Source organism: Bradyrhizobium sp. 170 (assembly GCF_023101085.1).
GTDB lineage: Bacteria > Pseudomonadota > Alphaproteobacteria > Rhizobiales > Xanthobacteraceae > Bradyrhizobium.
This window is the reverse complement of the sequence record NZ_CP064703.1, coordinates 6096921-6123303: the sequence shown is the minus strand read 5'-3', so window position 1 is coordinate 6123303 and position 26383 is coordinate 6096921. Positions and strand designations below refer to the sequence as shown.

28 protein-coding genes are annotated in these 26383 nt (G+C 62.8%); 18 read left to right on the top strand and 10 right to left on the bottom strand.

Features of this window, described 5'->3' with window-relative positions:
- Nucleotides 1-40: 40 nt before the first annotated feature.
- Nucleotides 41-1054 (bottom strand): zinc-binding alcohol dehydrogenase family protein, encoded by a 1014-nt coding sequence (locus IVB05_RS28530; RefSeq protein ID WP_247779269.1) that lies wholly within the window; start codon nt 1052-1054, stop codon nt 41-43.
- A 135-nt stretch (nt 1055-1189) separates the two neighbouring features.
- Between IVB05_RS28530 and IVB05_RS28525 the strand changes: the two genes are divergently transcribed.
- The 4 genes from IVB05_RS28525 (at nt 1190) to IVB05_RS28510 (ending at nt 5088) form a co-directional block, all read left to right on the top strand.
- On the top strand, nt 1190-1567 hold the full coding sequence (locus IVB05_RS28525) for a helix-turn-helix domain-containing protein (RefSeq protein ID WP_247779268.1): 378 nt from the start codon (nt 1190-1192) through the stop codon (nt 1565-1567).
- Nucleotides 1568-1649: 82 nt separating this feature from the next.
- Nucleotides 1650-3044, top strand: coding sequence for a DegQ family serine endoprotease (locus tag IVB05_RS28520; protein ID WP_247779267.1), 1395 nt, complete (start codon nt 1650-1652; stop codon nt 3042-3044).
- On the top strand, nt 3041-4375 hold the full coding sequence (locus IVB05_RS28515; protein WP_247779266.1) for a replication-associated recombination protein A: 1335 nt from the start codon (nt 3041-3043) through the stop codon (nt 4373-4375). The genes IVB05_RS28520 and IVB05_RS28515 overlap by 4 nt, the downstream gene beginning before the upstream one ends.
- Nucleotides 4372-5088, top strand: a complete 717-nt coding sequence (locus IVB05_RS28510; RefSeq protein WP_247779265.1) for a tetratricopeptide repeat protein — start codon at nt 4372-4374, stop codon at nt 5086-5088. The genes IVB05_RS28515 and IVB05_RS28510 overlap by 4 nt, the downstream gene beginning before the upstream one ends.
- Nucleotides 5089-5132: 44 nt before the next feature.
- On the opposite strand, the gene IVB05_RS28505 is transcribed toward IVB05_RS28510, so the two are convergent.
- The 3 genes from IVB05_RS28505 to IVB05_RS28495 all read right to left on the bottom strand — a co-directional run bounded on the left by IVB05_RS28505 (nt 5133) and on the right by IVB05_RS28495 (nt 7815).
- The gene (locus IVB05_RS28505; protein WP_247779264.1) at nt 5133-5969 is read right to left on the bottom strand and encodes a hypothetical protein; all 837 of its coding nucleotides are present in this window, start codon (nt 5967-5969) and stop codon (nt 5133-5135) included.
- A 189-nt stretch (nt 5970-6158) separates the two neighbouring features.
- On the bottom strand, nt 6159-7094 hold the full coding sequence (locus IVB05_RS28500) for an alpha/beta hydrolase (protein ID WP_247787037.1): 936 nt from the start codon (nt 7092-7094) through the stop codon (nt 6159-6161).
- A 79-nt stretch (nt 7095-7173) separates the two neighbouring features.
- A complete protein-coding gene (locus IVB05_RS28495; RefSeq protein ID WP_247779263.1) occupies nt 7174-7815 on the bottom strand; it encodes a hypothetical protein in 642 nt (213 codons plus the stop codon).
- Nucleotides 7816-7966: 151 nt separating this feature from the next.
- On the opposite strand from IVB05_RS28495, the gene IVB05_RS28490 reads away from it, so the two are divergent.
- From IVB05_RS28490 to IVB05_RS28455, 8 genes are all read left to right on the top strand, one after another.
- The gene (locus IVB05_RS28490; protein WP_247779262.1) at nt 7967-9163 is read left to right on the top strand and encodes an RluA family pseudouridine synthase; all 1197 of its coding nucleotides are present in this window, start codon (nt 7967-7969) and stop codon (nt 9161-9163) included.
- Between the two features lie 97 nt (nt 9164-9260).
- A complete protein-coding gene (locus tag IVB05_RS28485; RefSeq protein WP_247779261.1) occupies nt 9261-10487 on the top strand; it encodes an amidohydrolase family protein in 1227 nt (408 codons plus the stop codon).
- A gap of 138 nt (nt 10488-10625) precedes the next feature.
- Nucleotides 10626-11417: an ATP12 family protein gene (locus IVB05_RS28480; protein WP_247779260.1), complete on the top strand. Its 792-nt coding sequence runs from the start codon at nt 10626-10628 to the stop codon at nt 11415-11417.
- A 202-nt stretch (nt 11418-11619) separates the two neighbouring features.
- Nucleotides 11620-12012, top strand: a complete 393-nt coding sequence (locus tag IVB05_RS28475; RefSeq protein WP_247779259.1) for a DUF2158 domain-containing protein — start codon at nt 11620-11622, stop codon at nt 12010-12012.
- Nucleotides 12013-12117: 105 nt separating this feature from the next.
- A complete protein-coding gene (locus IVB05_RS28470; protein ID WP_247779258.1) occupies nt 12118-13713 on the top strand; it encodes a flagellar hook-length control protein FliK in 1596 nt (531 codons plus the stop codon).
- On the top strand, nt 13710-13976 hold the full coding sequence (locus IVB05_RS28465) for an EscU/YscU/HrcU family type III secretion system export apparatus switch protein (protein WP_247779257.1): 267 nt from the start codon (nt 13710-13712) through the stop codon (nt 13974-13976). The genes IVB05_RS28470 and IVB05_RS28465 overlap by 4 nt, the downstream gene beginning before the upstream one ends.
- A 136-nt stretch (nt 13977-14112) precedes the next feature.
- Nucleotides 14113-14931: a class D beta-lactamase gene (gene blaOXA, locus IVB05_RS28460; protein ID WP_247779256.1), complete on the top strand. Its 819-nt coding sequence runs from the start codon at nt 14113-14115 to the stop codon at nt 14929-14931.
- Between the two features lie 61 nt (nt 14932-14992).
- Nucleotides 14993-16381, top strand: coding sequence for a serine hydrolase (locus IVB05_RS28455; protein ID WP_247779255.1), 1389 nt, complete (start codon nt 14993-14995; stop codon nt 16379-16381).
- A gap of 39 nt (nt 16382-16420) precedes the next feature.
- On the opposite strand, the gene IVB05_RS28450 is transcribed toward IVB05_RS28455, so the two are convergent.
- The 3 genes from IVB05_RS28450 to IVB05_RS28440 all read right to left on the bottom strand — a co-directional run bounded on the left by IVB05_RS28450 (nt 16421) and on the right by IVB05_RS28440 (nt 18496).
- The gene (locus IVB05_RS28450; RefSeq protein ID WP_247779254.1) at nt 16421-16924 is read right to left on the bottom strand and encodes a hypothetical protein; all 504 of its coding nucleotides are present in this window, start codon (nt 16922-16924) and stop codon (nt 16421-16423) included.
- Between the two features lie 90 nt (nt 16925-17014).
- A complete protein-coding gene (locus tag IVB05_RS28445) occupies nt 17015-18016 on the bottom strand; it encodes a dienelactone hydrolase family protein (protein WP_247779253.1) in 1002 nt (333 codons plus the stop codon).
- A 72-nt stretch (nt 18017-18088) separates the two neighbouring features.
- The gene (locus IVB05_RS28440) at nt 18089-18496 is read right to left on the bottom strand and encodes a DUF4260 domain-containing protein (RefSeq protein WP_247779252.1); all 408 of its coding nucleotides are present in this window, start codon (nt 18494-18496) and stop codon (nt 18089-18091) included.
- Nucleotides 18497-18632: 136 nt separating this feature from the next.
- Between IVB05_RS28440 and IVB05_RS28435 the strand changes: the two genes are divergently transcribed.
- Together IVB05_RS28435 and IVB05_RS28430 are read left to right on the top strand one after the other, a co-directional pair.
- On the top strand, nt 18633-20165 hold the full coding sequence (locus IVB05_RS28435) for an acyl-CoA carboxylase subunit beta (RefSeq protein ID WP_247779251.1): 1533 nt from the start codon (nt 18633-18635) through the stop codon (nt 20163-20165).
- A 75-nt stretch (nt 20166-20240) separates the two neighbouring features.
- Entirely contained in the window at nt 20241-20759 is a 519-nt protein-coding gene (locus tag IVB05_RS28430; protein ID WP_247779250.1) for a GrpB family protein, read from the top strand.
- A 195-nt stretch (nt 20760-20954) separates the two neighbouring features.
- On the opposite strand, the gene IVB05_RS28425 is transcribed toward IVB05_RS28430, so the two are convergent.
- From IVB05_RS28425 to IVB05_RS28415, 3 genes are all read right to left on the bottom strand, one after another.
- Nucleotides 20955-21416 carry a VOC family protein gene (locus tag IVB05_RS28425; RefSeq protein ID WP_247779249.1) on the bottom strand — a complete coding sequence of 154 codons (462 nt, stop codon included), beginning with the start codon at nt 21414-21416 and terminating at the stop codon, nt 20955-20957.
- 256 nt (nt 21417-21672) lie between these two features.
- On the bottom strand, nt 21673-22023 hold the full coding sequence (locus IVB05_RS28420) for a cupin domain-containing protein (protein ID WP_247779248.1): 351 nt from the start codon (nt 22021-22023) through the stop codon (nt 21673-21675).
- A 205-nt stretch (nt 22024-22228) separates the two neighbouring features.
- Complete coding sequence (locus tag IVB05_RS28415; protein ID WP_247779247.1) at nt 22229-22438, bottom strand: hypothetical protein; 210 nt, start codon at nt 22436-22438, stop codon at nt 22229-22231.
- 224 nt (nt 22439-22662) lie between these two features.
- Here IVB05_RS28415 and IVB05_RS28410 point away from each other — a divergent pair, with 224 nt between their 5' ends.
- The 4 genes from IVB05_RS28410 to IVB05_RS28395 all read left to right on the top strand — a co-directional run bounded on the left by IVB05_RS28410 (nt 22663) and on the right by IVB05_RS28395 (nt 26372).
- Nucleotides 22663-23169 carry a hypothetical protein gene (locus tag IVB05_RS28410; protein ID WP_247779246.1) on the top strand — a complete coding sequence of 169 codons (507 nt, stop codon included), beginning with the start codon at nt 22663-22665 and terminating at the stop codon, nt 23167-23169.
- Nucleotides 23170-23214: 45 nt separating this feature from the next.
- Complete coding sequence (gene ftsZ / locus IVB05_RS28405) at nt 23215-24468, top strand: cell division protein FtsZ (protein ID WP_247779245.1); 1254 nt, start codon at nt 23215-23217, stop codon at nt 24466-24468.
- A 232-nt stretch (nt 24469-24700) separates the two neighbouring features.
- On the top strand, nt 24701-25537 hold the full coding sequence (locus IVB05_RS28400) for a hypothetical protein (protein ID WP_247779244.1): 837 nt from the start codon (nt 24701-24703) through the stop codon (nt 25535-25537).
- 91 nt (nt 25538-25628) lie between these two features.
- Nucleotides 25629-26372 carry a protein-L-isoaspartate(D-aspartate) O-methyltransferase gene (locus IVB05_RS28395; RefSeq protein WP_247779243.1) on the top strand — a complete coding sequence of 248 codons (744 nt, stop codon included), beginning with the start codon at nt 25629-25631 and terminating at the stop codon, nt 26370-26372.
- The last annotated feature ends 11 nt before the right edge of the window (nt 26373-26383 follow it).

The window sequence follows — 26383 nt, the reverse complement described above, 5'->3', positions numbered from 1 at the left end:
TGAATCGACCTCCCGATCAACCCCGTTTGTTGGGCAGCCGCTACCATCCCTCCAACACGATCTTGCCCCGCGATTTGCCTGACTCTAGCAACGCGTGCGCCCGTTTCAGATTGGCCGCGTTGATGGTGCCGAAAGTTTGGTCGAGGGTGGTGCGCAGCACGCCCTTGTCGATCAGGTCTGCCACATCGTTGAGCAGATGATGCTGCGCGATCATGTCAGCCGTCTGGAACGAAGAGCGGGTGAACATCGATTCCCAGTGGATCGAGACCGCCTTGCCCTTGAAGGCAGAGACCGTGAATTCCGGGGGATCGTCGATCAGCCCGAACTTGCCTTGCGGCGCGATGAAATCGGCGATCGCCTTGTAGTGCTGGTCGGTGAAGGTGAGGCTCGCGACGAGACCTACCGGCGGCACCTTCAGCTTTTCGATCTGCGCTTTCATCGGTTGGGAATGGTCGATCACGGCATGCGCCCCGAGGTCGAGGCACCATTTTTGCGACTCGGGGCGCGTGGCGGTGGCGACAACGGTCAGGCCGGTGAGGCGGCGCGCGAGCTGGATCAGGATCGAGCCGACGCCACCGGCGCCGCCGGTGATCAAGAGCGTGCGCGGATCGACGCTCTTGCCCGGCACGGCGCCGAGCCGGTCGAACAGCAATTCCCATGCGGTGATCGAAGTGAGCGGCAGCGCTGCGGCCTGCGCGAACGAAAGCGATTTCGGCTTGCGGCCGACGATCCGCTCATCGACCAGATGAAATTCGGCGTTGGTGCCCTGGCGCAGGATCGAGCCGGCGTAAAACACTTCGTCGCCCGCCTTGAACAGGGTCACGTCGGGGCCGACGGCATCGACGATGCCGGCCGCGTCATAGCCCAGGATCTTGGTCTCGCCCTCGGGCGGGGCGGCGCGCTTGCGGACCTTGTAGTCGACCGGGTTGGCCGAGATCGCCTTGACGGCGACCCTGACGTCGCGGCCCTGCGGTTCCGGCTTGGCGGTCTCGAAATCGATCAGCGAATCCGCATCCTCGATGGGGAGCGATTTTTTGTACCCGACGGCCTTCATGCCCGTGCCCTCCTGTTTGCTTGATCAAGCGGTTGCGACCTAACTGTCGCGCTGGCGTCAACTTGGCAAGTACTGTAAATTCGGGGAACTAGTCCCTGTTTGGATACTATTGGGAAATTGCCCAGGAAACAGCACATGAAGCGGCGGAATTTTGCTCATCGGCCGGGCTGCGCGGTCGAGACGACGCTCGATCTGATCGACGGCAAGTGGAAGGGCGTGATCCTGTTCCACCTGCAAGCCGGAACCCAGCGGTTCGGGGAGTTGCGGCGGCGGATGCCCGGGATTACCCAGCGCATGCTGACCAAGCAGCTTCGAGCGCTCGAAGACGACAAGCTCGTGATCCGCAAGGTCTATGCCGAGGTGCCACCACGGGTCGAGTACACGCTGTCGGAGATCGGCGAGAGCCTGCGGCCTGTGATCGATACGCTGCGCGCGTGGGGCGAGGGCCATCAGGAACGGCTATCCTGTGCGCCGGCGCCCGATGCCGTCAAAACGCCCGATCGCGCGGCCTGACTGCCGGTATTGTGTGCACCTTCATCTTCTCTCGTTGCCGCCGCGCATCTATATGTGGGGTGCCAAATTCCAGGATTTTCGCATGAATTTGATCCGCTCCTTCGCCCTGCTGCTGGTTGCGGCAGTCGTAGCAACGCCTGCGCTGGCGCAGGACCGGCGCGTGCCGTCTTCGGGCGCCGAGCTGCGGCTGTCCTACGCGCCGATCGTGCAGCGCGCGCAGCCGGCGGTGGTGAACGTCTATGCCGCCAAGACCGTGCAGAACCGCAACCCGCTTTTGGACGATCCGGTCTTCCGCCGCTTCTTCGGCGTGCCGGGCCAGCAGCCCGAGCAGATGCAGCGCTCGCTCGGATCGGGCGTGATGGTCGACCCCGTGGGGCTCGTGGTCACCAACAACCACGTCATCGAGGGTGCCGATCAGGTCAAGATTTCGCTCGCCGACAAGCGCGAGTTCGAGGCCGAGATCGTGCTCAAGGACAGCCGCACCGATCTGGCCGTGCTGCGCGTGAAGGACGGGAGAGAGAAGTTCGCGACGCTCGATTTTGCCAATTCCGATGAACTGCTGGTCGGCGACGTCGTGCTCGCGGTCGGCAACCCGTTCGGTGTCGGCCAGACCGTGACCCATGGCATCGTCTCCGCGCTGGCCCGCACCAAGGTCGGCATCACCGACTACCAGTTCTTCATCCAGACCGACGCCGCGATCAATCCCGGCAATTCGGGCGGCGCGCTGGTCGACATGACCGGCAAGCTCGTCGGCATCAACACAGCGATCTTCTCGCGCTCCGGCGGCTCGCAGGGCATTGGCTTTGCGATCCCGGCCAATATGGTGCGCGTGGTGGTGGCGTCGGCCAAGAGCGGCGGCAAGGCCGTCAAGCGGCCGTGGCTGGGTGCAAAGCTGCAGGCGGTGACGCCGGAAATTGCCGAGACGCTGGGGCTGAAACTGCCGAACGGCGCCTTGGTCGCCAACGTCGTGCCGAACAGTCCGGCCGCCCGCGCCGGCCTGAAGCCGTCCGACCTGATCGTCGCGATTGAAGGGCAGACGATCGACGAGCCCAACGCGTTCGACTATCGCTTCGCCACGCGGCCGCTCGGCGGTGCGGCGCAGATCGACGTGCAGCGTTCCAGCAAGACCGTGAAATTGACGGTGCCGCTGGAGACGGCGCCCGACACCAACCGCGATGAAATCGTGCTCACCGCGCGCTCGCCGTTCCAGGGCGCCAAGGTCTCCAATATCTCGCCGGCGATTGCCGACGAACTGCATCTGGATTCCCAGGCCGAGGGCGTCGTGGTGATCGATCTCGCCGACGGCGGCACCGCGGCAAGCGTCGGCTTCCAGAAGGGCGACATCATCCTTGCCGTCAATAGCCAGAAGATCGGCAAGACCAGCGACCTCGACAAGGCCTCGAAAGCGTCGAACAGGCTCTGGCGCATCGTGGTGGTGCGCGGCGGCCAGCAGATCAACGTGACGCTGGGCGGATGAGCCCGAAGCAACCCCGCGAGGCAACCAACCTCTTCGCCGCGGCGGGGATGGAACAGGATGCGCCGCATCCGCTGCCCGACCGGCTGCGCCCGCGCACGCTTGCCGACGTCGTCGGCCAGGATCACATCCTCGGTCCCGACGGCGCGCTGACGCGCATGCTGGCGACGCGCACGCTGGGCTCGCTGGTGTTCTGGGGACCGCCCGGCACCGGCAAGACCACCGTGGCGCGGCTGCTGGCTGATGCCACCGAACTGCATTTCGAGCAGATTTCGGCGGTGTTTTCCGGTGTCGCCGACCTGAAGAAGGTGTTCGATGCGGCGCGCGCCCGGCGCGAGATGGGCAAGGGCACACTGCTGTTCGTCGACGAGGTGCATCGTTTCAACCGCGCCCAGCAGGATTCATTTCTGCCCGTGATGGAAGACGGCACCGTGGTGCTGGTCGGTGCCACCACCGAAAACCCGTCGTTCGAACTCAACGCCGCGCTTTTGTCGCGGGCGAGGGTGCTGGTGTTTCACTCGCTCGATCCGGCCGCGATCGAAAAACTGTTTGTGCATGCCGAAAAGGTCGAGGGCCGAAAACTGCCGCTCGATCCGGAGGCGCGCGCCGTGCTGGTGCGGATGGCCGATGGCGACGGCCGCGCCGCGCTGACCCTGGCCGAAGAGGTCTGGCGCGCCGCGCGCAAGGATGAAATCTTCAACGCCGCGCAGTTGCAGGAAATTTTGCAGCGCCGCGCGCCGATCTACGACAAATCCGCCGACGGCCATTACAATCTGATCTCCGCGCTGCACAAATCGGTGCGCGGCTCCGATCCGGATGCGGCGCTATATTATCTGGCGCGCATGCTGGACGCCGGCGAAGATCCGCTGTTTTTGGCGCGGCGCGTGGTGCGGATGGCGGTGGAAGACATCGGCTTGGCCGACCCGCAGGCGCTGGTGATCTGCAACGCCGCCAAGGATGCCTTTGATTTTCTTGGGTCTCCCGAGGGCGAACTCGCGATCGCGCAGGCCGTGATCTATCTCGCCACCGCGCCGAAATCGAACGCCGCCTACAAGGCGTTTGGCGCGGCGATGCGCACGGCGAAGGAGGGCGGATCGCTGCTGCCGCCAAAACATATTCTCAATTCGCCGACCAAGCTGATGAAGTCGGAAGGCTATGGTTCGGGTTACGAATACGACCATGACGCGCCGGACGCCTTCTCCGGGCAGGACTACTTTCCGGAAGCGTTGGGGCGGAAAACCTTCTACGATCCGCCGGACCGCGGTTTTGAGCGCGAGATCCGCAAGCGGCTGGATTACTGGGCAAAGTTGCGAAGGGAACGTGAGCGCGAATGAACAGTTTCGGGAACTATCTTGTACAGACCATTCGCGCCGCAGCCTTTGTGGCGACGCTGGCGTCCACGCTTGCGGTTGCTGCCGAGACCGTTGAGGTGGTGCCGGGCATACAAGTGACGAAGCGGACATATTCCGCGCCGATCAACGAGCAGCCATTTTTCGGATTTGCGGCCAAGAGTCCGGAGGAGAAGGCCGCTGACGATAAATTCGTAAGCGCAATCGTTGAGGCTACCGGCTCGCGTGAAAAGGCCTTCGATGAAACAACCATGCGCGGCTGGAGAGCGATAAATACCGGCAAGATGAAGGAAGCCGCGGTGCGCTTTAATCAGGCATTTCTCATTTTGCCTGAACAGAGCCGCGTCTATCATGGCTTCGCGGTGGTTGCCCAGGCGCGATTCAATGACCTGGATGCCGCGGACGAATTCTTCAGGATCGCGCTGGAGCGGCCCAACCCGGTAAAGGCCCTCAAGGCCGATTATGGTCGCTTCCTGCTGGTCGCCAAGCGGCCGCGCGATGCGCAGTCGGTGCTGGAACAGGCGGTCAAGGACGCGCCGGATTTCGGCGACGCCTGGACCAATCTCGCCTGGGCGCGCTTCCAGAACGGCGACGCGGCGGCGGCCTGCGCGGCGGCGGAGGAGGCTGCCAAGCGCCGTCCGTCCAACAACTCCATGGGCGATCTGACCGCGGTCAGAAACGTCGCGCAGTGCAAATAGGCTCGAGCTATTTCCCGACGAACAGCCGGGGGCGGACCTTATATTTAGACCCTTTCCCAGAACTTCATGAACATGGAAAACTTTTCAAGTTTGGCTGTCGAAAGAAAGCTTGAAATCCAAGGCGGCAGGTTGATGCCAGCAAATGCAACTAGAACTGTTTTCGTTGTGAGCAGTTTGTACTGCACGGCAGGAATGAGGAATATCAGAACCGATATCATCAGGTAGAACAGGCCGAAATACAAAATGAAAAGTCCATCCGCGAATTGCGGAAGACGAATAGTGGTTTTAAATAGCAGTGCCGAGTAGGCCAGCATGATGAGCGTCAGCCCCGCATGCATCCAGAGCAGAAACCATCGGATCGTTTCATTCTGTTCATCGGTGCAGTCGCGCAGTGACGTGGCAAGGTTGGACACGACCGCGGCCGTCGACAAGGCGAGCGTTAAAGTCAGCAGCAGCACTATCGCCAACGTTTCGTGACTGGGATTCCTGATTTTCGGGTCGCTGACGAAAGCCAAAAATCTATCCCACGTGAAGGCCGACGGGTCGGCCGACTGGTAGCTGATTGCTCCCGCAACCAGCAGAGCGGTCATGCAAATAACAAGCACGAGGGTCACAACAAGCCATCGCCCCGCGGGACTCGTATGCGGTCCGATACCCGGCAACGTGGCAACTGCCAGGAAATATACGGAGAAGACAACGGTAACAGCGATCAGAACCACAAGGACGAGGCGTCCCATATTCACGTCGATGAAAGGCTGCAGAAGGAATGGCTCAGGGGGAGACATTCCCGTCAAGATTTTCAGCGCGGTAAATATCAGGACGGAGGAAACGAGCGTCCAGCCCAGAAACCATCGCCAGAGGAATCGCGGTCTGCCATGCATGGTGTCAGTCCGGTAATCGATTTATCTATGACTAAATTATAGGGTACATCATCGGTTGTTATTTGACGGAATGTCAACGGTGGAGGGTTGACGCCGCGAAGCAAAATCATCGATATCTTGACAATGGTCGAAGCTCCCGGGACGGACCACGTCCCGGCAAGGAGGCGCATTGCGCCCCGTATTCGGAATCTATTTCCCCGCCTTCACGAAATCCAAAATCTCGTCGGTAAGGTGCGTACCCACTGCGTTGATCGAATACATCTCCGACATATGACTGTGCTGCGGCACCATCGTCGCCCGCGCGCAGCCGTTCGGCCCCTTGCAGGTCGCCTGCTTCAACAAGTTGAACTGTTCGACGAAACGCGGCGGGTCGAGTTCGGCGGCGGCGATCATCAGCGGGATCTTCGTCGCGAGCAAGCCCTGGAGCGAGGAGCGCTCGTCATAGCGCGATGGGTCGGAGCCGAAATAGGCGATCTCGCCGTCGCCGAGTGGCGTCGCCCCCATTTCGTAAAAGCCTGATACCATCACGGCACCGGCGAGGCCGCCGCCCTTCACCTTGTGGAATTCGGGATGCGACACATAGTTCGCAACATGGATCGCGCCGGCGGAATGTCCCATCAGATAGACGCGCGCGGGATCGCCGCCGCGCTCGCCGATCCTGGCTGTGACCCAGGCCACGACGGCGGCGAGGTCTTCGGCGCCCGCCGGGTAGGGCGACTGCGGCGCGAGCCGATAGGTGGTGTTGACGCCGACAAAGCCGTTATTGACCGCCCACAGCATCACATTGTCGTAGAACGGGCTGGTCGGAGTTGTCCGCTTGTTGCCGCTGATGAAGGCGCCGCCGTGAACAAAGATCAGCACCGGCCGGGTTGATGTCGCCGTCTCCGGCGTGAAGACATCGAGCAGATGCCGGTCCGCCGGTCCGTATTTGACGTCGCGCTCGATCTTGACGCCCTGGTACGGTTCCTTCTGCTGCATCGGCGCGAACAGCGCGGCGGTCTTGGGCGGGTCGACGACGCGGCCCATCTCCAGGAGTTTCCAGACGAGGTCTTCCGACATCGGGGCTTGCTGCGCGGAAGCTGTGCTGACCACAAGGTTTGCAATAACGGCCAGCAGCGACGTCATCCGTACCATCCCGGCATCCTCTCCGTTTCTTGTGCGCTTCCAGTCAAAATGGCTGATACCACCGGGTAATTCACGCCTCTCATTCGTACTCCATGGAGCCTACAGTCTGCCACCACCCGGGCGGTTGGCTCAGTTTTGTCAGGACATTCCCATTAGTTGGTACAAGGGCTCGCAGGTTTCTGAAGAAGTCGCTCTCAACCATGTGGTCGTGGCGATAGCCAGTTATCGTGGCTGCCGTATCAAGCGGTACATCGAAGAAATAGTCCACGCCCCATTCGCCAGATTTGCTGCGTGCTTCCTGGGCTCGCTGCTTTTCCATTGCGATGTCGCGAAGGTCTGCGAATGCAGAAGGCAAATTCCCGCGAACCTCGAAATGTCCGCGTCCCTCATGTCGAATTTGCCAAACGAAGTGGCCATCTTGCCAAAGGCTTGCATATGAGACCATCGCATGCTCCAGGACCACACACGTGACACATCGGGATCTTGCCGGCAGCCGCGTAAGCCGCGCCGGGTTCGTACCCACGGTTGCGTCCATGACCAACGCGTATCTTGCGAATACCGCGCATCCTCCGGATTTGAGAGCAGCGCCCGCCAGAGGCACATAGCTGGTACCCAAATCATGCGGGTCGGGTGTTTCGCCGGTGGCTACCAGATCGAGAGCCTCGTACAGCGCATCTTCGTTGATCCCCTCGACAAAAATCCACGACATATTGAATCCCACGACTCACCTCCATGCGCCCGACTAACCGGCCGGCAAATTCAATAGCTTGTGGCTAACATGGCTGAAGTAATAGCGAATTTGTACTGCTTTTGCCGTGACGACCCACTGCTTTTGCGCTACGCAACCGTTTAACTCCGGAGCCGCAGAAACCATGAGCCGTCGCGTCAAGAGACCTCTCCGCCCAGCGGGCGATCGCCCCAAGGGCGCGCGTCCGTATCGGGGTTCGCAGGCCGAGCGCCCGCCGCCGTATCGTTCGGGCGGCAAGCCTCCGGTACGTTCTGCTGCACCCCGCGCAGCGAAGCCGGCGCCGTTCGTGACCGAGCCCGCGAAGGTTGCCGCCGAGCCGCCGCCGCTGCCGACGAAGGTCCAGACCGTCGTCGTCACCGCGGACGAGAATAACATGCGCGTCGACCGCTTCCTCGAGGCGCGCTTTCCTGGTCTGTCGTTCTCCCATATCCAGCGCATCGTCCGGAAGGGCGAGCTGCGCGTCAACGGCAAGCGCGCTGACAGCAAGGACCGGCTGGAGGAGGGGCAGAGCGTCCGCATCCCGCCGCTGAAGCTCGACACGCCGAAAGGCGCGGGTCAGCTCTCGGACGCTGCAACCAAGACGCTGCAAGCCATCAAGGACATGATCATCTTCGAGGACGCCGACGTCATGGTGCTGAACAAGCCCGCGGGGCTTGCCGTGCAGGGCGGCTCCGGCATCACGCGAAATGTCGACGACATGCTGGAGGTGATGCGCGACGCCAAGGGGCAGAAGCCGCGGCTGGTGCATCGGCTGGATCGGGAAACGTCGGGCTGTCTGCTGATCGCCAAGACGCGCTTTGCCGCCACCGCCTTGACCGGCTCGTTCCGCCACCGCTCGGCGCGCAAGATTTACTGGGCGCTGGTGGCCGGCGTGCCAAAGCCGAAGCAGGGCCGCATCTCGACCTACCTCGCCAAGGAAGAGAGCGAGGACGACAGCATCATGCGGGTTGCAAAACACGGCGACGAGGGCGCGAGCCACGCGGTGACTTACTATGCCGTGGTCGAGACCTCCGCCCAAAAACTCGCCTGGGTATCGCTGAAGCCGGTCACCGGGCGAACCCATCAATTGCGCGCCCATATGGCCCATATCGACCATGCCATCGTCGGCGATCCCAAATATTTCAACAAGGAGAACTGGGCGCTGCCGGGCGGCCTGCAGAACCGGCTGCATCTGTTGGCCCGGCGGATCGTGATCCCGCATCCGCGCGGCGGCGTCATCGATGCCACCGCGCCGCTGCCGCCGCACATGCTGCAGTCCTGGAATCTGCTGGGGCTTGAGCATGACCGGTTCGATCCAATCGAGAACGCGCCGGAGGAATGACGCGGCCATCCAGTGCCGCCGGCTGCGCAACAACTGTCAAACCGGAAGCGTACGCATCGCGTATTGTTCGGCCGTGTTATCCAGTTGAGGGCTCCGCATGATTGGAAATCTGTTCCGTACCGCGCTTTTCCATTGCCTTCTCGCGGCGGTCGCCGGCATCGGCGCTACGGCCAGCGCGCAGACCCTCGCCCTCGTCGGCGGCAAGGTCTACGTATCGCCTGATGCCGCGCCGCTCGACGATGCCATCGTCGTCACGGCCAACGGCGTCGTTGCCGAGATCGGTAGCCGCAGCGAGGTGAAAATCCCCAGCGATGCTCGGGTTATTGACTGCACCGGAAAGACCGTCGTTGCCGGTTTCTGGAACAGCCACGTCCACTTCACGCAAGAGGTATGGAAAAACGCCGGGTCCGCTCCCGCCGCGCCGCTGCAAGAGCATATGCGAGAGATGCTGACACGGTGGGGCTTCACCACCGTTTGGGACCTCGGCTCCGATCGCAGCGATACCTTGCCGCTGCGACGGCGGATCAACTCGGGCGAGGTGCCGGGCCCGGACATCCATGCGGCGGGCAGTATCTTTCCGCGGGGCGGCCATCCCGCCTATCTGCCGCCGGAGATGCAACTCCTCGAGGCCGCCACGTCCGACGAAGCCGCGCAAATGACGCGCGGCTATCTGCGGGCCGGCCTGGACGGCATGAAACTGTTCACTGGCTCGTTCAAGGGCTCCGGCAAGCCGGTCGTGAACATGGATCCGGCCATCGCCAAGGCGGCGGTCGACGTGGCGCATGCCGCGGGCAAGCCGGTGTTCGCCCATCCGCAAAACATGGCGGGCGTGGAGGCCGTGATTGCGGCCGGCGTCGACATCATGGCTCACACGGTCGCCGGCGAACCGGTCTATTCGCCCGAACAGCTCGTGCGATTCAAGCAGCAGGGCATTGCCCTGGTTCCGACGCTGTCGCTGTTTGCAAAACTGCCGGTCGGGCCTGATATCGCTAGGCGTCTCGTTGCTACGACCGTCAATCAGGTCAAGGCGTTCTCCGACAATGGCGGTCCGGTCCTGTTCGGCACCGATGTCGGCTTCACCACCTATTACGACACCACGCTCGAATACGAGCTGATGCATCGCGCGCTATCCGCACGCCAGATCCTGGCGTCGCTGACGACCAATCCCGCGCAATATTTCAAGGCTGCAAAGAAGGGGCGGGTCGAGAAGGGGTTTGACGCCGACGTCGTGGTGCTCGACGGCGATCCCACAGCCGATGTCACCAACCTCGCCAAGGTCGCCTACACCATCCGCGCCGGCAAGGTGATCTATCAAAAACCCTGACGTCGGTGGAACCCGGTATCCGCGGTTGCGGCCAGAACCAGCATCGCAGGATGTCGCCGCAACCTCCTCATCGGCTTTATTTGCATCCCCCGATATCGTATTGTCAGGGCTGGATTATCACCGACCTCTGGACGCCGCATGCGTGAACTCTTCGATGAAGTCGCCGGACATTCTCCATTCGATCCGGAGGAGGCGGTGCGACGCGCCACGCGCACGCCCAGGCGCAAGCGCTTCTACAAGGAGGCCGGCACTGCCGCGGCGGATGGCGGGTTTGCCGTCACGCTCGACGGCAAGCCGATCCGCACGCCTTCCGGCCGCCAAGTGGTGGCGCCGACCAGCGCCATCGCGGAAGCGATCGCCGCCGAATGGAGTGCGCAGGGTGAGACCATAGATCCCCTGACCATGCCGCTGACGCGCTTTGCCAACAGCGTCGCCGAGGTCAGCGAACGCGTCGATGCCGTGGCCGACGATGTCGCAAAATACCTCGGCACGGATTTGCTGTTCTATCGCGCCGGCCATCCCGAGGCGCTGGTCGCGCGCGAAGCCGCGCATTGGGACCCGGTACTGTCGTGGGCCGCGAACGAACTTGGGGCCCATTTCATCCTGTCCGAGGGCATCGTGCATGCCACCCAGCCGGCGCAGGCGATCAGCGCGGCTCGCGGCGTGTTCCCGTCCGACCCCTGGTCCGTGGCTGCCCTGCATGTGGTGACGACGCTCACGGGCTCGGCGCTGCTGGCGCTGGCGCTGCTGCACGGCGTCCGCGATCCCGATCAGGTCTGGGCGGCTGCCCATGTCGATGAGGACTGGAACGCCGAAAAATGGGGCGTGGACGAGGAGGTGGCGGCCCGCCGGGCCGCCCGGCTGGTCGATTTCCGGGCTGCGGTGCGCATTCTCAGGGAGCTGAACCCGGGCGGGCCTTCCGCGGGCTGAGGCTGGCGCCAAGGCGGTCGCCTGCCGCGAATCGGCGCGATGTGCTAGTATAAGTTGCAGTTTTCGACATGGTGACGGCGCATTGTCCGGACAATCGCGCAGTGGTTTTGCGCTTTGCCTTGGCGCGGGTGCGCATCTGTAAGGTGAAACGATTATCTGCCGTGAGCTGCGCTGATCAAAATTGTTGACCGCGGATCTACGAATGACCGTTTTCAAACCGGGAAATCTCGTGGTGCTGAAATCCGGCGGTCCGGTCATGACCGTGGATGCGGTGAACACCGACATTTTTGATGACAACAAAGTCACGGGTATCGTCTGCGTCTGGTTTGTCGGCGAGAAGCTTCAGCGCGTGCGGTTCGGACAGGATGCCATCGAACCTGCACGGTTGCAGAAGACCTCTTCAAGAAGACGAAAGGCGCGTTTGGAGGAGGTCGCCGGTGAGTACAAGATGGTTCTCGATGAGATGGTCACCGCCATGAACACCCCGGCGGATACCGGGGGTATTTCAAGCGAGGTGGCCGAACGACCAGAGTCCGCAAAGACCGTTGTTGAACAACCGGAGACCGCGCCGGCGTCCAAGGATGTCGCTGCCTGACAAGTCGAAGCGGCATTTGCCGCTACTAACGGGCCCAGCAGGGCATTGTCTTAACGAGAGGTTTACGACGCCGGGTTAGCCTCTAGCCTGGCCGAGACCTCAGATATGGCGATATCAATCAATCCCGTTCTCCCGGTGCTATCAGCCCAAGAGGCTGGCGGCGTGGCGCCCGAACTCGTGCTGCAGCCGGGGAGGGTGGTCAACGCGCAGGTCCTGAAAGTGCTGTCCGCCGATCTGGTGCGGATCGCGATCGCCAGCCTCTCGATCGACGTGGCCTCGGAAATTCCGTTGCAGCAGGGCCAGAACCTGCAGCTTGCGGTCACGCAGACCAGGGACGGCATCCGCCTCGCCGTGGTCGGGCAGGGCGGCGATGCCGCAGGTGCCGACGCCGTCACTTTGTCACCCGACGCGCTGGCCGATGCGGCCGCCAATCGGCCGGCCATCGTGTCACCGAAGAACGTGCTGACGCCGCTGGAGCGCGCAGCCGTCTCCGCAGCCGCTCAAGCCGCGGTCACCGAACAGGACAGCCTGGCGCCGTTGTTTGCCAATCTCGGCGCGGCGGTTTCCGCCAGCAATCTGCCGCCGAAATTGCAGGCGGCGATCGCGCAGGTGCTGGCGCAACAGACCAGCCTCGATCAAAACCTCGACGGCGGCGACATCAAGACGGCATTCCAGAAGTCCGGAATCTTTCTTGAAGCGTCGCTGGCGGCAGGCACAGTCCCCCCGAGCGGCGTTCCCGATCTCAAGGCCGCGCTGATCGTGCTTCGTCAGACGCTGCAGTCGGCGCTCGGCTTCAATTCGACGGTCGCGACGCCGGCGACACCGGCAGGAGCACAGCAAGCCGCGCCGACACAGGCCACCGCCCCGAACCTTGCGCCGTCTTCGTCGCCCAATCTCGATGTCCCGGAAATCCTGCTGCCGCAGGCGCGGTTGGTGGTCGCCGAAAACCTGGCGCTGGCCGGCCAGGTCGCGCGCAGTCCGCTTGCAGCTGCGCTCGACGGCGGACCTTCCGCCGGTGCGACCTTGAACCTGCTGCAGGAAGCGCTGCAGGAGCTTGGCAACCCGGTGCGCGTCGCCGCCACGTCGAAAGACGTTCGAGGCGGCGACATGACCTTTCACACCAACACGCCGCCGCCGCCAATCCGCGGCGCGCTGCCGGCCGCGCAGCCTATCGCGCAGCCCACCATCGCGCCGCATGCGCCGCTCGAGGCGACCGCGCATCATCTGCTCGACGACACCGATGCCGCCATCGCACGGCAAACCCTGCTGCAGGTGGCGTCCTTGCCGGATCGTATCGACACTTCGGCACCGAAGGCCGATATGAATGTGCCGCGCTGGAATTTCGAGATTCCGTTCGCGACGCCGCAGGGCACGGCGATGGCACAGTTCGAGATTTCCCGCGATGGCGGCGAACAGGAAATCGAGGCCGCCAAGCGGGTGTGGCGGGCGCGATTTTCGCTCGACGTCGAGCCGGCCGGTCCGGTTCACGCGCTGATATCGCTCACCGGCGAGAAGACCTCGGTGCGGATCTGGGCGGAACGGCACGCTACGGCAGAGCAACTGCGCGCCGGCGCATCCGACCTGAGCCAGGCGCTGAGCCGGGCCGAATTGCAGCCCGGCGATATCGTGATCCGCGACGGCGCGCCGCCGCAGCCCGCACAAGCCGCCCGTGCCGGGCATTTTCTGGACCGCGCGCTATGAGCGTCGAGACCAAAAGCAAGCTCGCGGTCGCGCTGCACTATGACAAGACCGGCGCCCCGCGCGTCGTCGCCAAGGGCAAGGGCGTCATCGGCGCGAAGATCATCGAACTCGCCCGCGAACATGACATCCCGATCGAGGAGAACGAGGTGCTGGCTGGCGCCTTGTCCCATGTCGACATCGGCGACGAAATTCCGCCGGATCTCTACAAGGCGGTCGCCGAAGTGCTGGTCTTCGTGCTGCGGCTGTCGGGCCGGATTCGCTGATTGCGAGAGCTTTTCGCGCGAGCGGACGGCCGCCTTGCGCCGGGAACACGGATCAAACTAAAGGCCCGATTGTCATTGTTTTACCACGATGCCATTTGCATCGTTTCTGCCTCCCTCAACCAGCCCGGATACCACCGTGATCAATCGTCGTCATGCGCTCGGCCTTCTTACCGCCGCGAGCATTCTTCCGTCCCGCAGTTTCGCCAATGTCTCCTACCAGCGCAGCGAGTTTCGCGACGATCTGGCCAAGCGGTTTTTCGACCTCGGAACGACAGGTACCTTCGTCGCCTACAAGGTGGACGATTATCTGATCATCGCCAGCGACAAGGTGCGCTCGGGCGAGGGCAGGCTGCCGGCCTCGACCTTCAAGATTCCGAATTCGGTCATCGCGCTGGAGACCGGCGTGGTCGAGGACCCCGACAAGGACGTCTTCAAGTGGGACGGCGTGACACGCAGCATCGAGCCCTGGAACAAGGACCACACGCTGCGCTCGGCGATCGCCGCTTCCGCAGTGCCGGTCTATCAGGAAATTGCCCGGCGCATCGGGCAGGAGCGGATGCAGAAATATCTCGACCTGTTCGACTATGGCAACCGCGACATCGGCGGCGGCATCGACCAGTTCTGGCTGACCGGCAATTTACGCATCGATCCCATTCAGCAGATCGATTTCGTCGACCGGCTGCGGCGCGGCGTGCTGCCGGTGTCCAAGCGCAGTCAGGAACTGACGCGCGATATCCTCACCGTGACGAAGGTCGGCGACGCCACCATCCGCGCCAAGAGCGGCCTGCTGGGCGCCGAGCAAGGCAAGCCGTCACTGGGCTGGATGGTCGGCTGGGCCGAGAAGGGCAGCCAGCAGACCGTGTTCGCCATGAACATGGACTGCAAGGAGCAGAGCCACATCGCCGCGCGCATGACGGTGGTGCAGCAGTGCCTCGCCGATATCGTGGCGATCTGACGAGCCGGCCCACGCAGACTTTACTGGTACGCAGGAATACGCCGGATTAGCATTGCCGGCCATGGGGCTCTGCGTACTGTCTCGCCGCTCGGTCGTGGTAGGAGGGTTGGCGCTTTCGCTTGGGCCGGCCCGCGCCTGGGCGCAGGCGTCGCCGGAGCACAGCGTTTCTGCCATCCTCAGGGAGCGCGTGGATGTCGGGCGCGAAAGCCTGGGGCTTGTCGCGGGCCTTCTTGACGGTGACCGGCGCAGCGTTTTCGCGTACGGGCAGTCCGGTTCTGAAAGCAATCGTGCCCTCGACGCTGACACGGTCTTCGAGATCGGTTCGATCACCAAGGTTTTCACCGCGTTGCTGTTTGCCGACATGGTGGTGCGTGGCGAAGTTTCGCCCGGCGATCCCGTGGCCAAATTTCTGCCGCGCGACGTGCACGTGCCCGAGTTCGATGGCAAGCCCATCACGCTGCTCGATCTCGCGACCTACACGTCGGGCTTGCCGCGCTTGCCATCCAACTTCAAGCCGGCTGACAAGAACAATCCTTATGCAGACTACACGGTCGGGCAGCTCTACGATTTTCTAGCCAGTTACAAATTATCGTTTGCGCCCGGAACGCATTATGAATACGCGAATCTCGGCTTCGGCCTGCTGGGCCATGCGCTCGCCTTGCGCGCGGGCTCGAGTTACGAGGAACTCGTCGTCTCGCGCATTTGCGCGCCACTCGGAATGGACAGCACCCGCATTACGCTGTCGCCTTCCATGAAGGAACGCCTGGCGCGCGGTCACGACGCCAGCCTCGCGCCGGTGGCGAACTGGGACATTCCGACATTGGCGGGCGCCGGTGCGCTCCGTTCGACGGCGAACGATCTCTTTACGTTTCTGGACGTGAGCATGGGCAACCGGCGTACGCCGCTGGCGGCTGCCATGGAGATGACCTTCGGCGAGCGCCGGCCGACCGGCCAGGGTACGCCATTGGTCGGGCAAGGCTGGTTTATCTCGACCCTTCACAATGATGAGGTCGTCTGGAAGGATGGCGGCACCGGCGGCTACGCATCCTTTGTCGGATTTTCGACGAAGAGCAGGCGTGCCCGCCTCCTGCTGTCCAATGCAGCCGACTACTCGGCCAATACGCGTGCGGGCATGCATTTGATCAATGCCGCTTACGCGCTTCCCAAGCTGCGCCGACAGGTGCCGGTCGATCCGCAAATTCTCGCAACCTATGCCGGCCGTTATGAGGTGACGCCGAGCTTCATCCTGACGGTGCGCCCCGATGGTGGACGGCTGTACATTCAGGCGACGGCGCAGCGCGAGTTCGAGGTCTTCGCCGAGAGCGAGGCCGAGTTTTTCTATCGCGTGGTCGACGCGCAGGTCAGCTTCGCTCGGCCGGAAGGTGGCGTGGCGCCGTCGCTGACGCTGCATCAGAACGGCAACGACATGCCGGGCAAGCGGCTGCCGTAAGGCTGGATAGCCGTGCGCCGGATCGCCTCGCCGATATCGCTAACGCCGGCTCAGCGCCAGCGAGACGGACGTGATGTTGGTGCCCTGAGGCTGGATCGACACCGTCTGCCGGCCGCCGCGTGTCGTCAAGGACAGGTTGGCCGAAAAACTGTCGCCTCGTGCTGCAGCCTCGACGTGATCGCCGGACGCACGTCCGGAAAGCGTGCCGGATGCGTTGCGGCTTGCTTCGCTCCATGAACCCCTGATCGCGCCGCCACGGTATTCGACCTCGCTTGCGAGATCGAAATTATAGCTCGCGCTGGCGCATCTCAGATTGAGCCGAAGTTGCTCGCCGCTTCCGGCGACGTCGTATGTCGCGCGGCAGCGCAATTGCTCCTGTTGTCCGTCGGTCGTATTCAGCATTCCTCCGCCGGACCAAGTGCCCGCCATGGCGACGAAAGGCGAGACAGGTGCGGCCACGGCCGCGCCTAAGGGCAGGCATAGTAATGTAAACAGCAACGCCTTTTGAGTGATACTGGATCCAGACATCTTCATGGCCTCCATTTAGGTATGGCCATCAACGCCAGAACCGCAAACGGGTTCATTGGTTTCACCCCCCGCCTGACCTGTGGGGCGGGTTCCATCACGCCGCCGCTACCCCAGCTTCAACAGCGCCTGCAGGAATTCGCTCACCGCCTTGCGCGCTTCCTGCGCGGTCGTCGGGTTGCCGCCGACATGCGGGTTGAGCGCGATGCAGGCGTCCTTGTAGGTGAAGGGCGCCTTCGTATCGTCGTTCATCAGCACGCCGCCTTCGCCTTCCTTGAGCCGGCAATCCCGCGCCGACTGTGCATTGGCTGATACGGTGACCGTGCTCAGGCCGAGCAGGCCGGCATCGAAGCCATGTGCGGAATCCGGATATTCCGTCAGCACCGCGTCGCGCCTGGCTTCCTGCAGGCGGGCGAGATAGGCCTTGCAGCTTGCGACCGGGTTATAGTCGTCCGGCGTGCCGTGGTAGATCCGGATCGGACGCGCCACGGTCTCGGCGTCGGTGGCATAGCTGGTCGAGCAATCCGGATAGAACGGAATGTAGGCGGCGAACTGCGCGCCGGACTTGTTCCATAGCTTGTGGAAGCGTTCGAGGCTGGCGTAGAGCGTGGCCTGTCCGCCGCGTGAAAATCCCATCAGCACGATCCTTTCAGGGTCGACGCGCGGATGTTTGGCAAGGATCTCCAGCGAGCGGTAGATATCGACGATGAAATTGAGCCGGCCGAGCAGGGCCTGGTTGGGGCCGACCGTCGTCAGCCCGCGGCCGCTGAAGCCGTCGATGACGAAGGTGGAAATCCCCATCGCATTGAAATGGCGCACCCACGGATCCATCCCGGCGCCGACGCCGCTCGATCCATGCATCAGCACCACGACGGGAAGCTTGCCGGCGCCTTGCGCGATGCGGAATTGGCCGGCAACCGTGACCTGCTTGCCGTTGGCATCGCCGATGAGGAATTGCTGGTCGGAAATCGTCAGCGACGGGATCGCGTAGATTTCGGTGCGCGCCGCGACGTCCTTCGGCATCGATTGCGCTGAGGTTTCGATGCTGGTGAACAATAGTCCCGTACAGAAAATCACAGCCGCAGCCGTGAAGCGCCAATCCGTCAGCATCAATCCCCCCAAATTTTATTGCTGTCCTGTGGGCAGCTTTGGGTGGGACTACATCAAGCGGTCAATCGGCTGTCAATTCGGAAGCTTCCCGATTCGTCCCATATGGGTGAAGCCAAAACCGGTGGCGTATTTCAGGCCGTAGCCGAGCGCGCGGTCGAAGCCGATATGGGCCAGCCAGATCATGGCGATCGAGAGAATGAGCGGCGAGGCGGTGGCAAATCCGCCGGTCATGATCGCGACTGGCGCCAGATAGCTGTGCACGGTGTTGTAGATGAGGGCGCCGAAACGCGGCCCCGACAGGTAGGCCGCAAAGCTGAGGTCCGGCACGAAGAACAGCAGGGCGTAAACCCACCAGTCGCCGTCCCAGATATAGTAAAGCAGCGTCATCCCGATAAAGAGCGCTAATCCCTCCAGCCGCAGCACCGTTCGCACACCCCCTGTAACGGCGCCCGAGGTGTCGGCGCTTGCGGTATCGGTCATTCCATTCCCCATGGTCAGGATGCGGATATAGGGGGCGTCAGGCGGCGGTACCAGAGGCCGGATGAGGTGTTTCCGCTTCCGAAAAGGCCGTGTTAGAAGGCCCTTAAATCGTTACCCAAAAGGCGGGCGGAGCAGCATGAAGGACATCCTGGACACCCTCGAAGAACGGCGCGCCGGCGCCAAGCTCGGCGGCGGCGAGAAGCGCATCGAGGCGCAGCACGCCCGCGGCAAGCTGACCGCGCGGGAGCGCATCGAATTGCTGCTCGACAAGGGCTCGTTCGAGGAATTCGACATGTTCGTCGAGCACCGCTCGACCGAATTCGGCATGGAGAAGTCAAAAGTGCCGGGCGACGGCGTCGTCACCGGCTGGGGCACCGTCAATGGCCGCAAGACGTTTGTGTTCGCCAAGGATTTTACGGTGTTCGGCGGCTCGCTGTCCGAGACCCACGCGCTGAAGATCACCAAACTTCAGGACATGGCGATGAAGGCGAGGGCGCCGATCATCGGCCTCTATGACGCCGGCGGCGCGCGCATCCAGGAGGGCGTGGCGGCGCTCGCAGGCTATTCCTACGTGTTCCGCCGCAACGTCATCGCCTCGGGCGTGATCCCGCAGATATCCGTCATCATGGGCCCGTGCGCCGGCGGCGACGTCTATTCGCCCGCGATGACCGACTTCATCTTCATGGTGAAGAACACCTCTTACATGTTCGTCACCGGCCCCGACGTGGTAAAGACCGTCACCAACGAGGTGGTCACGGCCGAAGAGCTCGGCGGGGCTTCCGTGCACGCCACGCGCTCCTCGATCGCGGATGGCGCGTTCGAGAACGACGTCGAGACGCTGCTGCAGATGCGCCGGCTGATCGATTTCCTGCCGTCCAACAACACCGACGGCGTGCCGGAATGGCCGAGCTTTGACGACATCGAGCGCGTGGACATGTCGCTGGATACGCTGATCCCCGACAATCCGAACAAGCCCTATGACATGAAGGAGCTGATCGGCAAGGTCGTGGACGAGGGCGACTTCTTCGAAATCTCCGAGACCTTTGCCCGGAACATCGTCACTGGATTCGGCCGCATCGCCGGCCGCACGGTCGGCTTCGTCGCCAACCAGCCGATGGTGCTGGCGGGCGTGCTCGACTCTGACGCCTCACGCAAGGCCGCGCGCTTCGTTCGTTTTTGTGATGCCTTCAACATCCCGATCGTGACGTTCGTCGACGTGCCGGGCTTCCTGCCGGGCACCGCGCAGGAGTATGGCGGCCTGATCAAGCACGGCGCGAAGCTGCTGTTCGCCTACTCGCAATGCACGGTGCCGCTCGTCACCATCATCACCCGCAAGGCCTATGGCGGCGCCTTCGACGTGATGGCGTCCAAGGAAATCGGCGCCGACATGAACTACGCCTGGCCGACCGCCCAGATCGCCGTGATGGGCGCCAAGGGCGCAGTCGAAATCATCTTCCGCAGCGACATGAACGATCCCGATGCGATCGCCAAACGCACCAAGGAATACGAAGACCGCTTCCTGTCCCCCTTCATCGCGGCCGAACGCGGCTACATCGACGACGTCATCATGCCGCATTCAACAAGGAAGCGGATCGCGCGGGCGCTCGCGATGCTGAAAGACAAGAAGGTCGAAATGCCGGCGAAGAAGCACGACAATTTGCCGTTGTGATGGACGGTAGATGCTAGGGGACAATGCTACTGCGGTTTCACGATACCTGGGGCGGCTTGGTCATGGAGCCGAGAGATGGATGAGGTTGAGATTGTCAACTACGATCCGCGCTGGCCGTCATTGTTCGACCAAGAGGCCAAACGGTTGCGCGCGACACTCGATTCGTCCTTCGTATTGGGACTTGAGCATTTCGGAAGTACGGCCGTTCCCGGCTTATCCGCCAAGCCTATCATAGATATTCTGATTGCGGTCCGATCACTGGCAGACGCGCAGGCTACCTTTGTCGAAGCCCTTCGAAATCTTGATTATATCTACTGGGCCGACAATCCGAAGAAGGATCGAATGTTCTTCGTTAAAGGCATGCCACCTTTTGGATCGAAGCGCTCCCACCATGTGCATGTGACGGAGGTGCATGGAGAGATGTGGCAGCGGTTGGCGTTCAGAGACTATTTGCGCATTCATCCAGAGGAAGCTGGGATTTACGAGCAGCTCAAGAGGCGACTTGCAACCGAATACCAGACGGATCGCGAGGCTTATACCGACGCCAAATCCGCCTATATTGAAAGTGTGATGCGAAAGGCAATCAAGCACTAGGCCGGATTAGCGAAGCGTAGTCCGCCCTAGTGTGTGTGTTGGAGCTGTCGAACGGTGGGCTACGGCTTCCGCCTAATTTAGCCGAAGGCGTAACCCACCAACGTGTCGATGCGCGGTTCGTGCAGCGGTGGGTTACGCTATGCTAACCCACCCTACGAAGCTAATCCGCCCCGCATCATTCTACAGCGAGGGGCGCTAGGCCGCCTTGTTTTGCTGCTTCATGAATTCCGTCGCGCGCTTCTTGAGCTCGGCAGGCGAAACGTCCTCGACGTGGGTGCCGATGTGCCAGTGATTGCCGGCCGGGTCCGTCACGCCGCCGCTGCGGTCGCCATAGAACATGTCCGAAGGCTCCATCACCGACGTGCCGCCGGCCTTCAGCGCCATCTGGTAAACCGCATCCACATTGGGCACGTAGAGGTGCAGCATGGCCGAGGTGGCCTTTGCGCGCTCGGAAGAATCGGAAATCATCACGACGGAATCGCCGATCTTGAGCTCCGCGTGCATGATCTTGCCGTCGGGCCGCATCATCGGCTCAAACACGAATTGTGCGCCGAATGCGCTCTTCATGAACTGGATGATCCTTTCCGCGCCGTCGACGACGAGATAAGGCGTGAGGGTGTGATATCCTTCAGGAACGGGTTTTACTTTGGTTGCCATCGCTGTCTCCTCTGGTTTGGATGACGCTTGCAGCAGAACGACCCAACATTCCCCCTTGTTCCCCTGGATTTTCACGCGGTTGTTTGTGGAAAGTGTGACGGTCTCATTGCCACGACGGCGGGTCCGCCGTGCTCGCGCTGCAGGGGTTCCGCGTTCCTTCGCGGAACAACAGGAAAGCTTATGGTCTAGCGTGCCCGTACAGGCGCATGCTTCCGCAGATCGCGCCGAGCATTCCTCAACATCACGAAAGCTCGGCCTAACGCGACACCAGCGGAACAAAATCGTATTCGCCGACGCCTTGCAGAACCAGGAAGATGAGCGACGTCGTGCCGCCGTTGGTCACCAGATGCGGGCGCGTCGGTTTGACGACATAGACTTCGCCGGGCTTCAGATTCACTTCCTCTTTCGGCTGCTGCAGGAACAGCCGCATGTGGCCTTCCAGAACGTAAAACGTATCTGACACATTGGTGTGGGTGTGCCACGGCACCTTCTGGGTCGCAGAGAGCTGCAACTCCGTAATGCGAAAGCCGGGGCGCGCGGCGTGCTCGGCACGGCGCTCGACTTCGTAAAGCTGACTGGCGTCCTTGACTGGCTGCGGCTGGTTCATGACGGCCTTCCTCGGATCATGTGCCCCCATCGCGTGGTGATGCCGCGCGATGATAGCCTTGCTCTGGCCTTCACGAAACGGTCAGCTTCGTAGGGTGGGTTGGGCGAAGCCGTAACCCACCAACGTGTCGATACGCGGTTGGTGCGGCGGTGGGTTACGCTCCGCTAACCCACCCTACGAGGCTGCGACCGTCGCCGCTGCCTTGTCACTCCTCTTCGTCCCTTAGGCGCTGCTCGCCCTCGCGCAGGCGCTGCGCGATCGCGGTTCGCCTTGGGATCAGCGCGGCCTCATCCGCGAGCCGCTGCGCGAGATCGGAGTGATATTGCTGCACGACGTCGAGCACCGCGTCCTTGGCGAGCCTGCGATGGTACTCGGCAAGAAATCTGTGCAGGTCAGCGAGCTGTTCGTCATCCATGGGCATCGCACCAAATATACCGCGACCGGTGGATCCCGCGCCAGCTTTCGACGCTCCCAACCCCGACAAACCGGGCCGCGGCAGAGCGGGGCAGCCGCGGTACCTCAAATGGGCTGCTCACCGCTCGTTCCGTTAACCATCTATTAACCATAGCGACCTAGCCTGTAGTCATTGCCAGTCATCACTAGCGGATTTACCGCCGGTTCGTTCGAGGAGAACAGCCGATGTCCGTTGAGATTCTGACCTATGGCGCCCTCGGCGCCCGCCTGAACATCTCGCCAGTGGCCGCCCGTTCGCTTGCCAGGCGGCTCCGGTTGCCGCGCTCGCTGTCGGACGATGGCAAGGCCCTGGTGAGCGTTGATCTCGCTGAAATAAGGCATACGCCGCAGCCACTGGGCCGTCGCCAGGCAGATGACGTCGCTCAGTGGGCGGCAAAGGTGGCGGTTTTGGAGACGGAGATCGCGCAGCTCGAAGCGAGGGCAGCCGGTCACCGCGCGGATTTCGAGCATGAACGCGGGCGCGCCGATCGCCTGATGGCCGAGCTGCTGCAGGCGAGAGCCGAGTCCACGGCCGCCAGGGAAGCGGCGGCGCGGCTCGAGGGGGAGGTGGCAGTTCTTCGGACCGCTGTCCGAACTGGCGGTTCGAACGAGAATCACGGACATTCTGCGCGCCGGGTGGGGCATCTGGCTGCGAGCCTGGTGGAATCAGACCGCAAGGCGGCGAGTGGGTAACAATCTTTTCATTCCGCGGCTTGGCGGAGCAACCGTGGGGCAAGAATGGACGTCACCGATATTCACGAACTGAGGGCACGCATCATCGTGTTCGGGGTCGGCGGCGCCGGCGGTAATGCCGTCAACAACATGATCGAGGCCGGGCTCGAAGGCGTCGACTTCATCGTCGCCAATACCGACGCACAGGCGCTCACCAGTTCGAAGGCCAGGCGCGTCATTCAGATGGGCACGAAGGTGACCGGCGGCCTTGGCGCCGGCGCGCAGCCCGACGTCGGACGCGCCGCGGCCGAAGAGGCCATCGATGAAATCCGCGATCATCTGACCGGCGCACACATGGTGTTCATCACGGCCGGCATGGGCGGCGGTACCGGCACCGGGGCCGCGCCTATCATCGCCAGAACCGCGCGTGAACTCGGCATTCTCACCATCGGCGTCGTCACCAAACCATTCCAGTTCGAGGGCCAGCGCCGCATGCGTTATGCCGAAACCGGCATCGCGGAACTCCTGAAGGCGGTCGACACCCTGCTGATCATCCCGAACCAGAACCTGTTCCGGGTCGCCAACGAGAAGACCACCTTCGCCGATGCCTTCGCCATGGCCGATCAGGTGCTCTATTCGGGTGTGGCCTGCATCAGCGACCTCATCGTCAAGGAAGGTCTGATCAATCTCGATTTTGCCGACGTTCTCTCGGTCATGCGCGAGAAGGGCAAGGCCATGATGGGCAGGGGCGAGGCCTCCGGCCCGAAGCGCGTGCTCAACGCCGCTATTGCCGCAATTTCCAATCCATTGATCGAGGATCCCTCGATCAAGCGCGCCAGTGGCCTGATCGTCTCCATCACCGGCGGCAGGGATCTGACGCTGTTCGAGGTTGACGAAGCTGCGACCCGCATCCGCGACGAGGCCGATCCGGACGCCAACATCATCGTCGGCGCGACCTTCGATGCAAGCCTCGAAGGCGTCGTCCGCGTCTCGGTCGTGGCGACCGGCATCGATAATCTCGCCGAAGCGCGTTCGACGCAGCCGGCAGAAAACTCACTCGCGGATCTCGCCGGCCGGCTGAGCAACGACAGGCGCCGCATCGCCGACCGTAGTGTGCCGCCGCCGCAATACGCGAGCCCGCCGTCGCTCATTCCGGCGGCCCGCCACCCTGAAGTGCGACCGGCAAGGCCGATCGCGGAGCAGGCGCGGCCGGCGGCGCCGCAGCGCCTCGATCCGTTCGGCCGCGCGGCTCCTGCACGCAATCCGGCCGAGGAAAAGGTTCTCGATATTCCGGCCTTCCTGGGCCGCAAGGCGAACTGAGCCGTCGTTGGGACCAGGGCAATTCGCTTCCAGCTGTCGGAAGCAGAGCGCTGCGCCGCGACTTCAGGAAGCCTACCGTCAAAGCCGCGTGCGGACGCAACAGTCCGCATTGCCCAAAATCAGCCCTATACTTTCCATCCTCCAGCCTTGCTTTGGTCAAAACAGCGGTAGGGAGTGTCTACAATCCGACGATCGCCCGTTCAGTTGACGGCAAACTGGCAGGAGGCGCCCCATGGATTCCTCTGTTAACACTAAGCAAACCGATCCACGCGAGGTTGGTCCGGGACTGTCCACGCAAGACATCGAGCTGGTCGCGCGCGCCGATGAACGGCTCGCGCACGCTTACGAACAGATCGCCCGCGCCGATGAACAGCTGGCGCGCGTCAATGAACAGATTTCCAGGATGGAGGACGATTCCGCACGGAAGAAGGCCGTGCACAAGCTTCACCGGCCGTCGCGTGGCAGGCCGGCGCTGCGCGGCTTCATCGGCCTGCTGCTGACTGCCTGCATTTGTATTGCTGCATTCGCTTCGCAATCCTATGGCGAGACGGCCCGGCTGATGATCTCCCGGTGGACGCCGCAACTGGTTTCGTCGTTGCCGTCGGCAACACCGAAGCTCGCCGCCCAGCAGAGCCTGCCCGCTGTTCAGGTGGCTGCGGCGGACGCAGCCATTTCGCAATTATCGCCTTCGGCTCAGGCCGTGCCGCAAGACGCGGCGCCCGCCCCGATCCCACCTGAGGTGACACAGTCGCTCCAAACGATGGCGCGCGATCTCGCAAGCGTGCAGCAGGAGATCGGGCAGCTCAAGGCCAGCCAGGAAGAATTGGCGCGCGAAAATGCCAGGACCGCCGAACAGCTCAAGGCAAGCCAGGAACAAATGGCGCGCGCGATCTCCAGCGCCTCCGAGCAGAACCTGCGGAAGACATCAGTGGCGACATCAGCTAATCCGCCGCTGCCGGTTGCCAAGCCTGCGCGTAAGCCTGTGTCGACGCCTCCGCCGACGCAAGCCAGGGCGCAAGCGCGCGTGCCGGCGCCGGCGCCGGTGCAGTTGCAGTCCCGACAACAGTAGTCGTTTTCATAGACGCCGCCGTCCCCGAAGGCTGTGTCCACTTTCTTGCCGGGAGAGGGGACAAGCCGGCACCTGGAAGTTGGGCAAGGCAATGGCCGAGCGCATGATCATGAGGATCTTGCTGCCAATCGTGCTGTCCATGGTTGCCCTCGCGCGGGAGGCGACCGCACAGGAGGAATGCGCCGCCGAGCGCGCCGCCATGGTCGAAACCATCCGCGCCTACGCCCGGTCCGACAGTGCTGTGAGACCGCAGGGCCTCTCGGAGCGAGTTCTTGAGGCCATGGGGCGGACCAAACGCCATCTGTTCACCCCTGAGCGGACTTGCTCCATCGCATACGCGGACAGGCCGGTTTCGATCGGCCACGGCCAGACCATATCGCAGCCGTTCATCGTGGCCCTGATGACAGAGCTGGCCGAGGTCGCGCCCGATCATGTCGTGCTCGAAATCGGCACGGGTTCGGGCTATCAGGCCGCCATCCTTGCGCAGCTGGCGCGGAAGGTCTGCACCATCGAGATTATCCCGGCATTGGCCGAGACCGCCACGAAAACACTCAAAGACCTCGCGTATGACAATGTGAGCGTCAAGCTGGGCGACGGCTTTGTCGGCTGGCCCGAATGCGGTCCTTTTGACGCCATCGTCGTGACCGCCGCACTCGGGCAGGTACCGCCGCCGCTGATTGAGCAGCTCAAAGTGGGTGGCCGGCTCGTCATGCCGGTGGGGGCCGCTTACACCACGCAGCAGCTCACGGTGGTCGAAAAAACCGCCGCTGGCAAGACGACGACGCGCGCCGTCGCTCTCGTGCGCTTTGTGCCCTTCACGCGTTCGAAAAATTAAGAGCCGGCCTG

Coding starts and splice junctions, on each gene's coding strand:
- IVB05_RS28525 (WP_247779268.1), top strand. CDS start 1,190: ATGAAGCGGCGGAATTTTGCTCATCGGCCGGGCTGCGCGGTCGAGACG.
- IVB05_RS28450 (WP_247779254.1), bottom strand. CDS start 16,924: ATGGAGGCCATGAAGATGTCTGGATCCAGTATCACTCAAAAGGCGTTG.
- IVB05_RS28430 (WP_247779250.1), top strand. CDS start 20,241: ATGGATGAGGTTGAGATTGTCAACTACGATCCGCGCTGGCCGTCATTG.
- IVB05_RS28510 (WP_247779265.1), top strand. CDS start 4,372: ATGAACAGTTTCGGGAACTATCTTGTACAGACCATTCGCGCCGCAGCC.
- IVB05_RS28480 (WP_247779260.1), top strand. CDS start 10,626: ATGCGTGAACTCTTCGATGAAGTCGCCGGACATTCTCCATTCGATCCG.
- IVB05_RS28400 (WP_247779244.1), top strand. CDS start 24,701: ATGGATTCCTCTGTTAACACTAAGCAAACCGATCCACGCGAGGTTGGT.
- IVB05_RS28440 (WP_247779252.1), bottom strand. CDS start 18,496: ATGACCGATACCGCAAGCGCCGACACCTCGGGCGCCGTTACAGGGGGT.
- IVB05_RS28475 (WP_247779259.1), top strand. CDS start 11,620: ATGACCGTTTTCAAACCGGGAAATCTCGTGGTGCTGAAATCCGGCGGT.
- IVB05_RS28500 (WP_247787037.1), bottom strand. CDS start 7,094: ATGACGTCGCTGCTGGCCGTTATTGCAAACCTTGTGGTCAGCACAGCT.
- IVB05_RS28420 (WP_247779248.1), bottom strand. CDS start 22,023: ATGAACCAGCCGCAGCCAGTCAAGGACGCCAGTCAGCTTTACGAAGTC.
- IVB05_RS28425 (WP_247779249.1), bottom strand. CDS start 21,416: ATGGCAACCAAAGTAAAACCCGTTCCTGAAGGATATCACACCCTCACG.
- IVB05_RS28505 (WP_247779264.1), bottom strand. CDS start 5,969: ATGCATGGCAGACCGCGATTCCTCTGGCGATGGTTTCTGGGCTGGACG.
- IVB05_RS28530 (WP_247779269.1), bottom strand. CDS start 1,054: ATGAAGGCCGTCGGGTACAAAAAATCGCTCCCCATCGAGGATGCGGAT.
- IVB05_RS28465 (WP_247779257.1), top strand. CDS start 13,710: ATGAGCGTCGAGACCAAAAGCAAGCTCGCGGTCGCGCTGCACTATGAC.
- IVB05_RS28435 (WP_247779251.1), top strand. CDS start 18,633: ATGAAGGACATCCTGGACACCCTCGAAGAACGGCGCGCCGGCGCCAAG.
- IVB05_RS28395 (WP_247779243.1), top strand. CDS start 25,629: ATGGCCGAGCGCATGATCATGAGGATCTTGCTGCCAATCGTGCTGTCC.
- IVB05_RS28485 (WP_247779261.1), top strand. CDS start 9,261: ATGATTGGAAATCTGTTCCGTACCGCGCTTTTCCATTGCCTTCTCGCG.
- IVB05_RS28410 (WP_247779246.1), top strand. CDS start 22,663: ATGTCCGTTGAGATTCTGACCTATGGCGCCCTCGGCGCCCGCCTGAAC.
- ftsZ (WP_247779245.1), top strand. CDS start 23,215: ATGGACGTCACCGATATTCACGAACTGAGGGCACGCATCATCGTGTTC.
- IVB05_RS28415 (WP_247779247.1), bottom strand. CDS start 22,438: ATGGATGACGAACAGCTCGCTGACCTGCACAGATTTCTTGCCGAGTAC.
- IVB05_RS28445 (WP_247779253.1), bottom strand. CDS start 18,016: ATGCTGACGGATTGGCGCTTCACGGCTGCGGCTGTGATTTTCTGTACG.
- IVB05_RS28515 (WP_247779266.1), top strand. CDS start 3,041: ATGAGCCCGAAGCAACCCCGCGAGGCAACCAACCTCTTCGCCGCGGCG.
- IVB05_RS28455 (WP_247779255.1), top strand. CDS start 14,993: ATGGGGCTCTGCGTACTGTCTCGCCGCTCGGTCGTGGTAGGAGGGTTG.
- IVB05_RS28470 (WP_247779258.1), top strand. CDS start 12,118: ATGGCGATATCAATCAATCCCGTTCTCCCGGTGCTATCAGCCCAAGAG.
- IVB05_RS28490 (WP_247779262.1), top strand. CDS start 7,967: ATGAGCCGTCGCGTCAAGAGACCTCTCCGCCCAGCGGGCGATCGCCCC.
- IVB05_RS28520 (WP_247779267.1), top strand. CDS start 1,650: ATGAATTTGATCCGCTCCTTCGCCCTGCTGCTGGTTGCGGCAGTCGTA.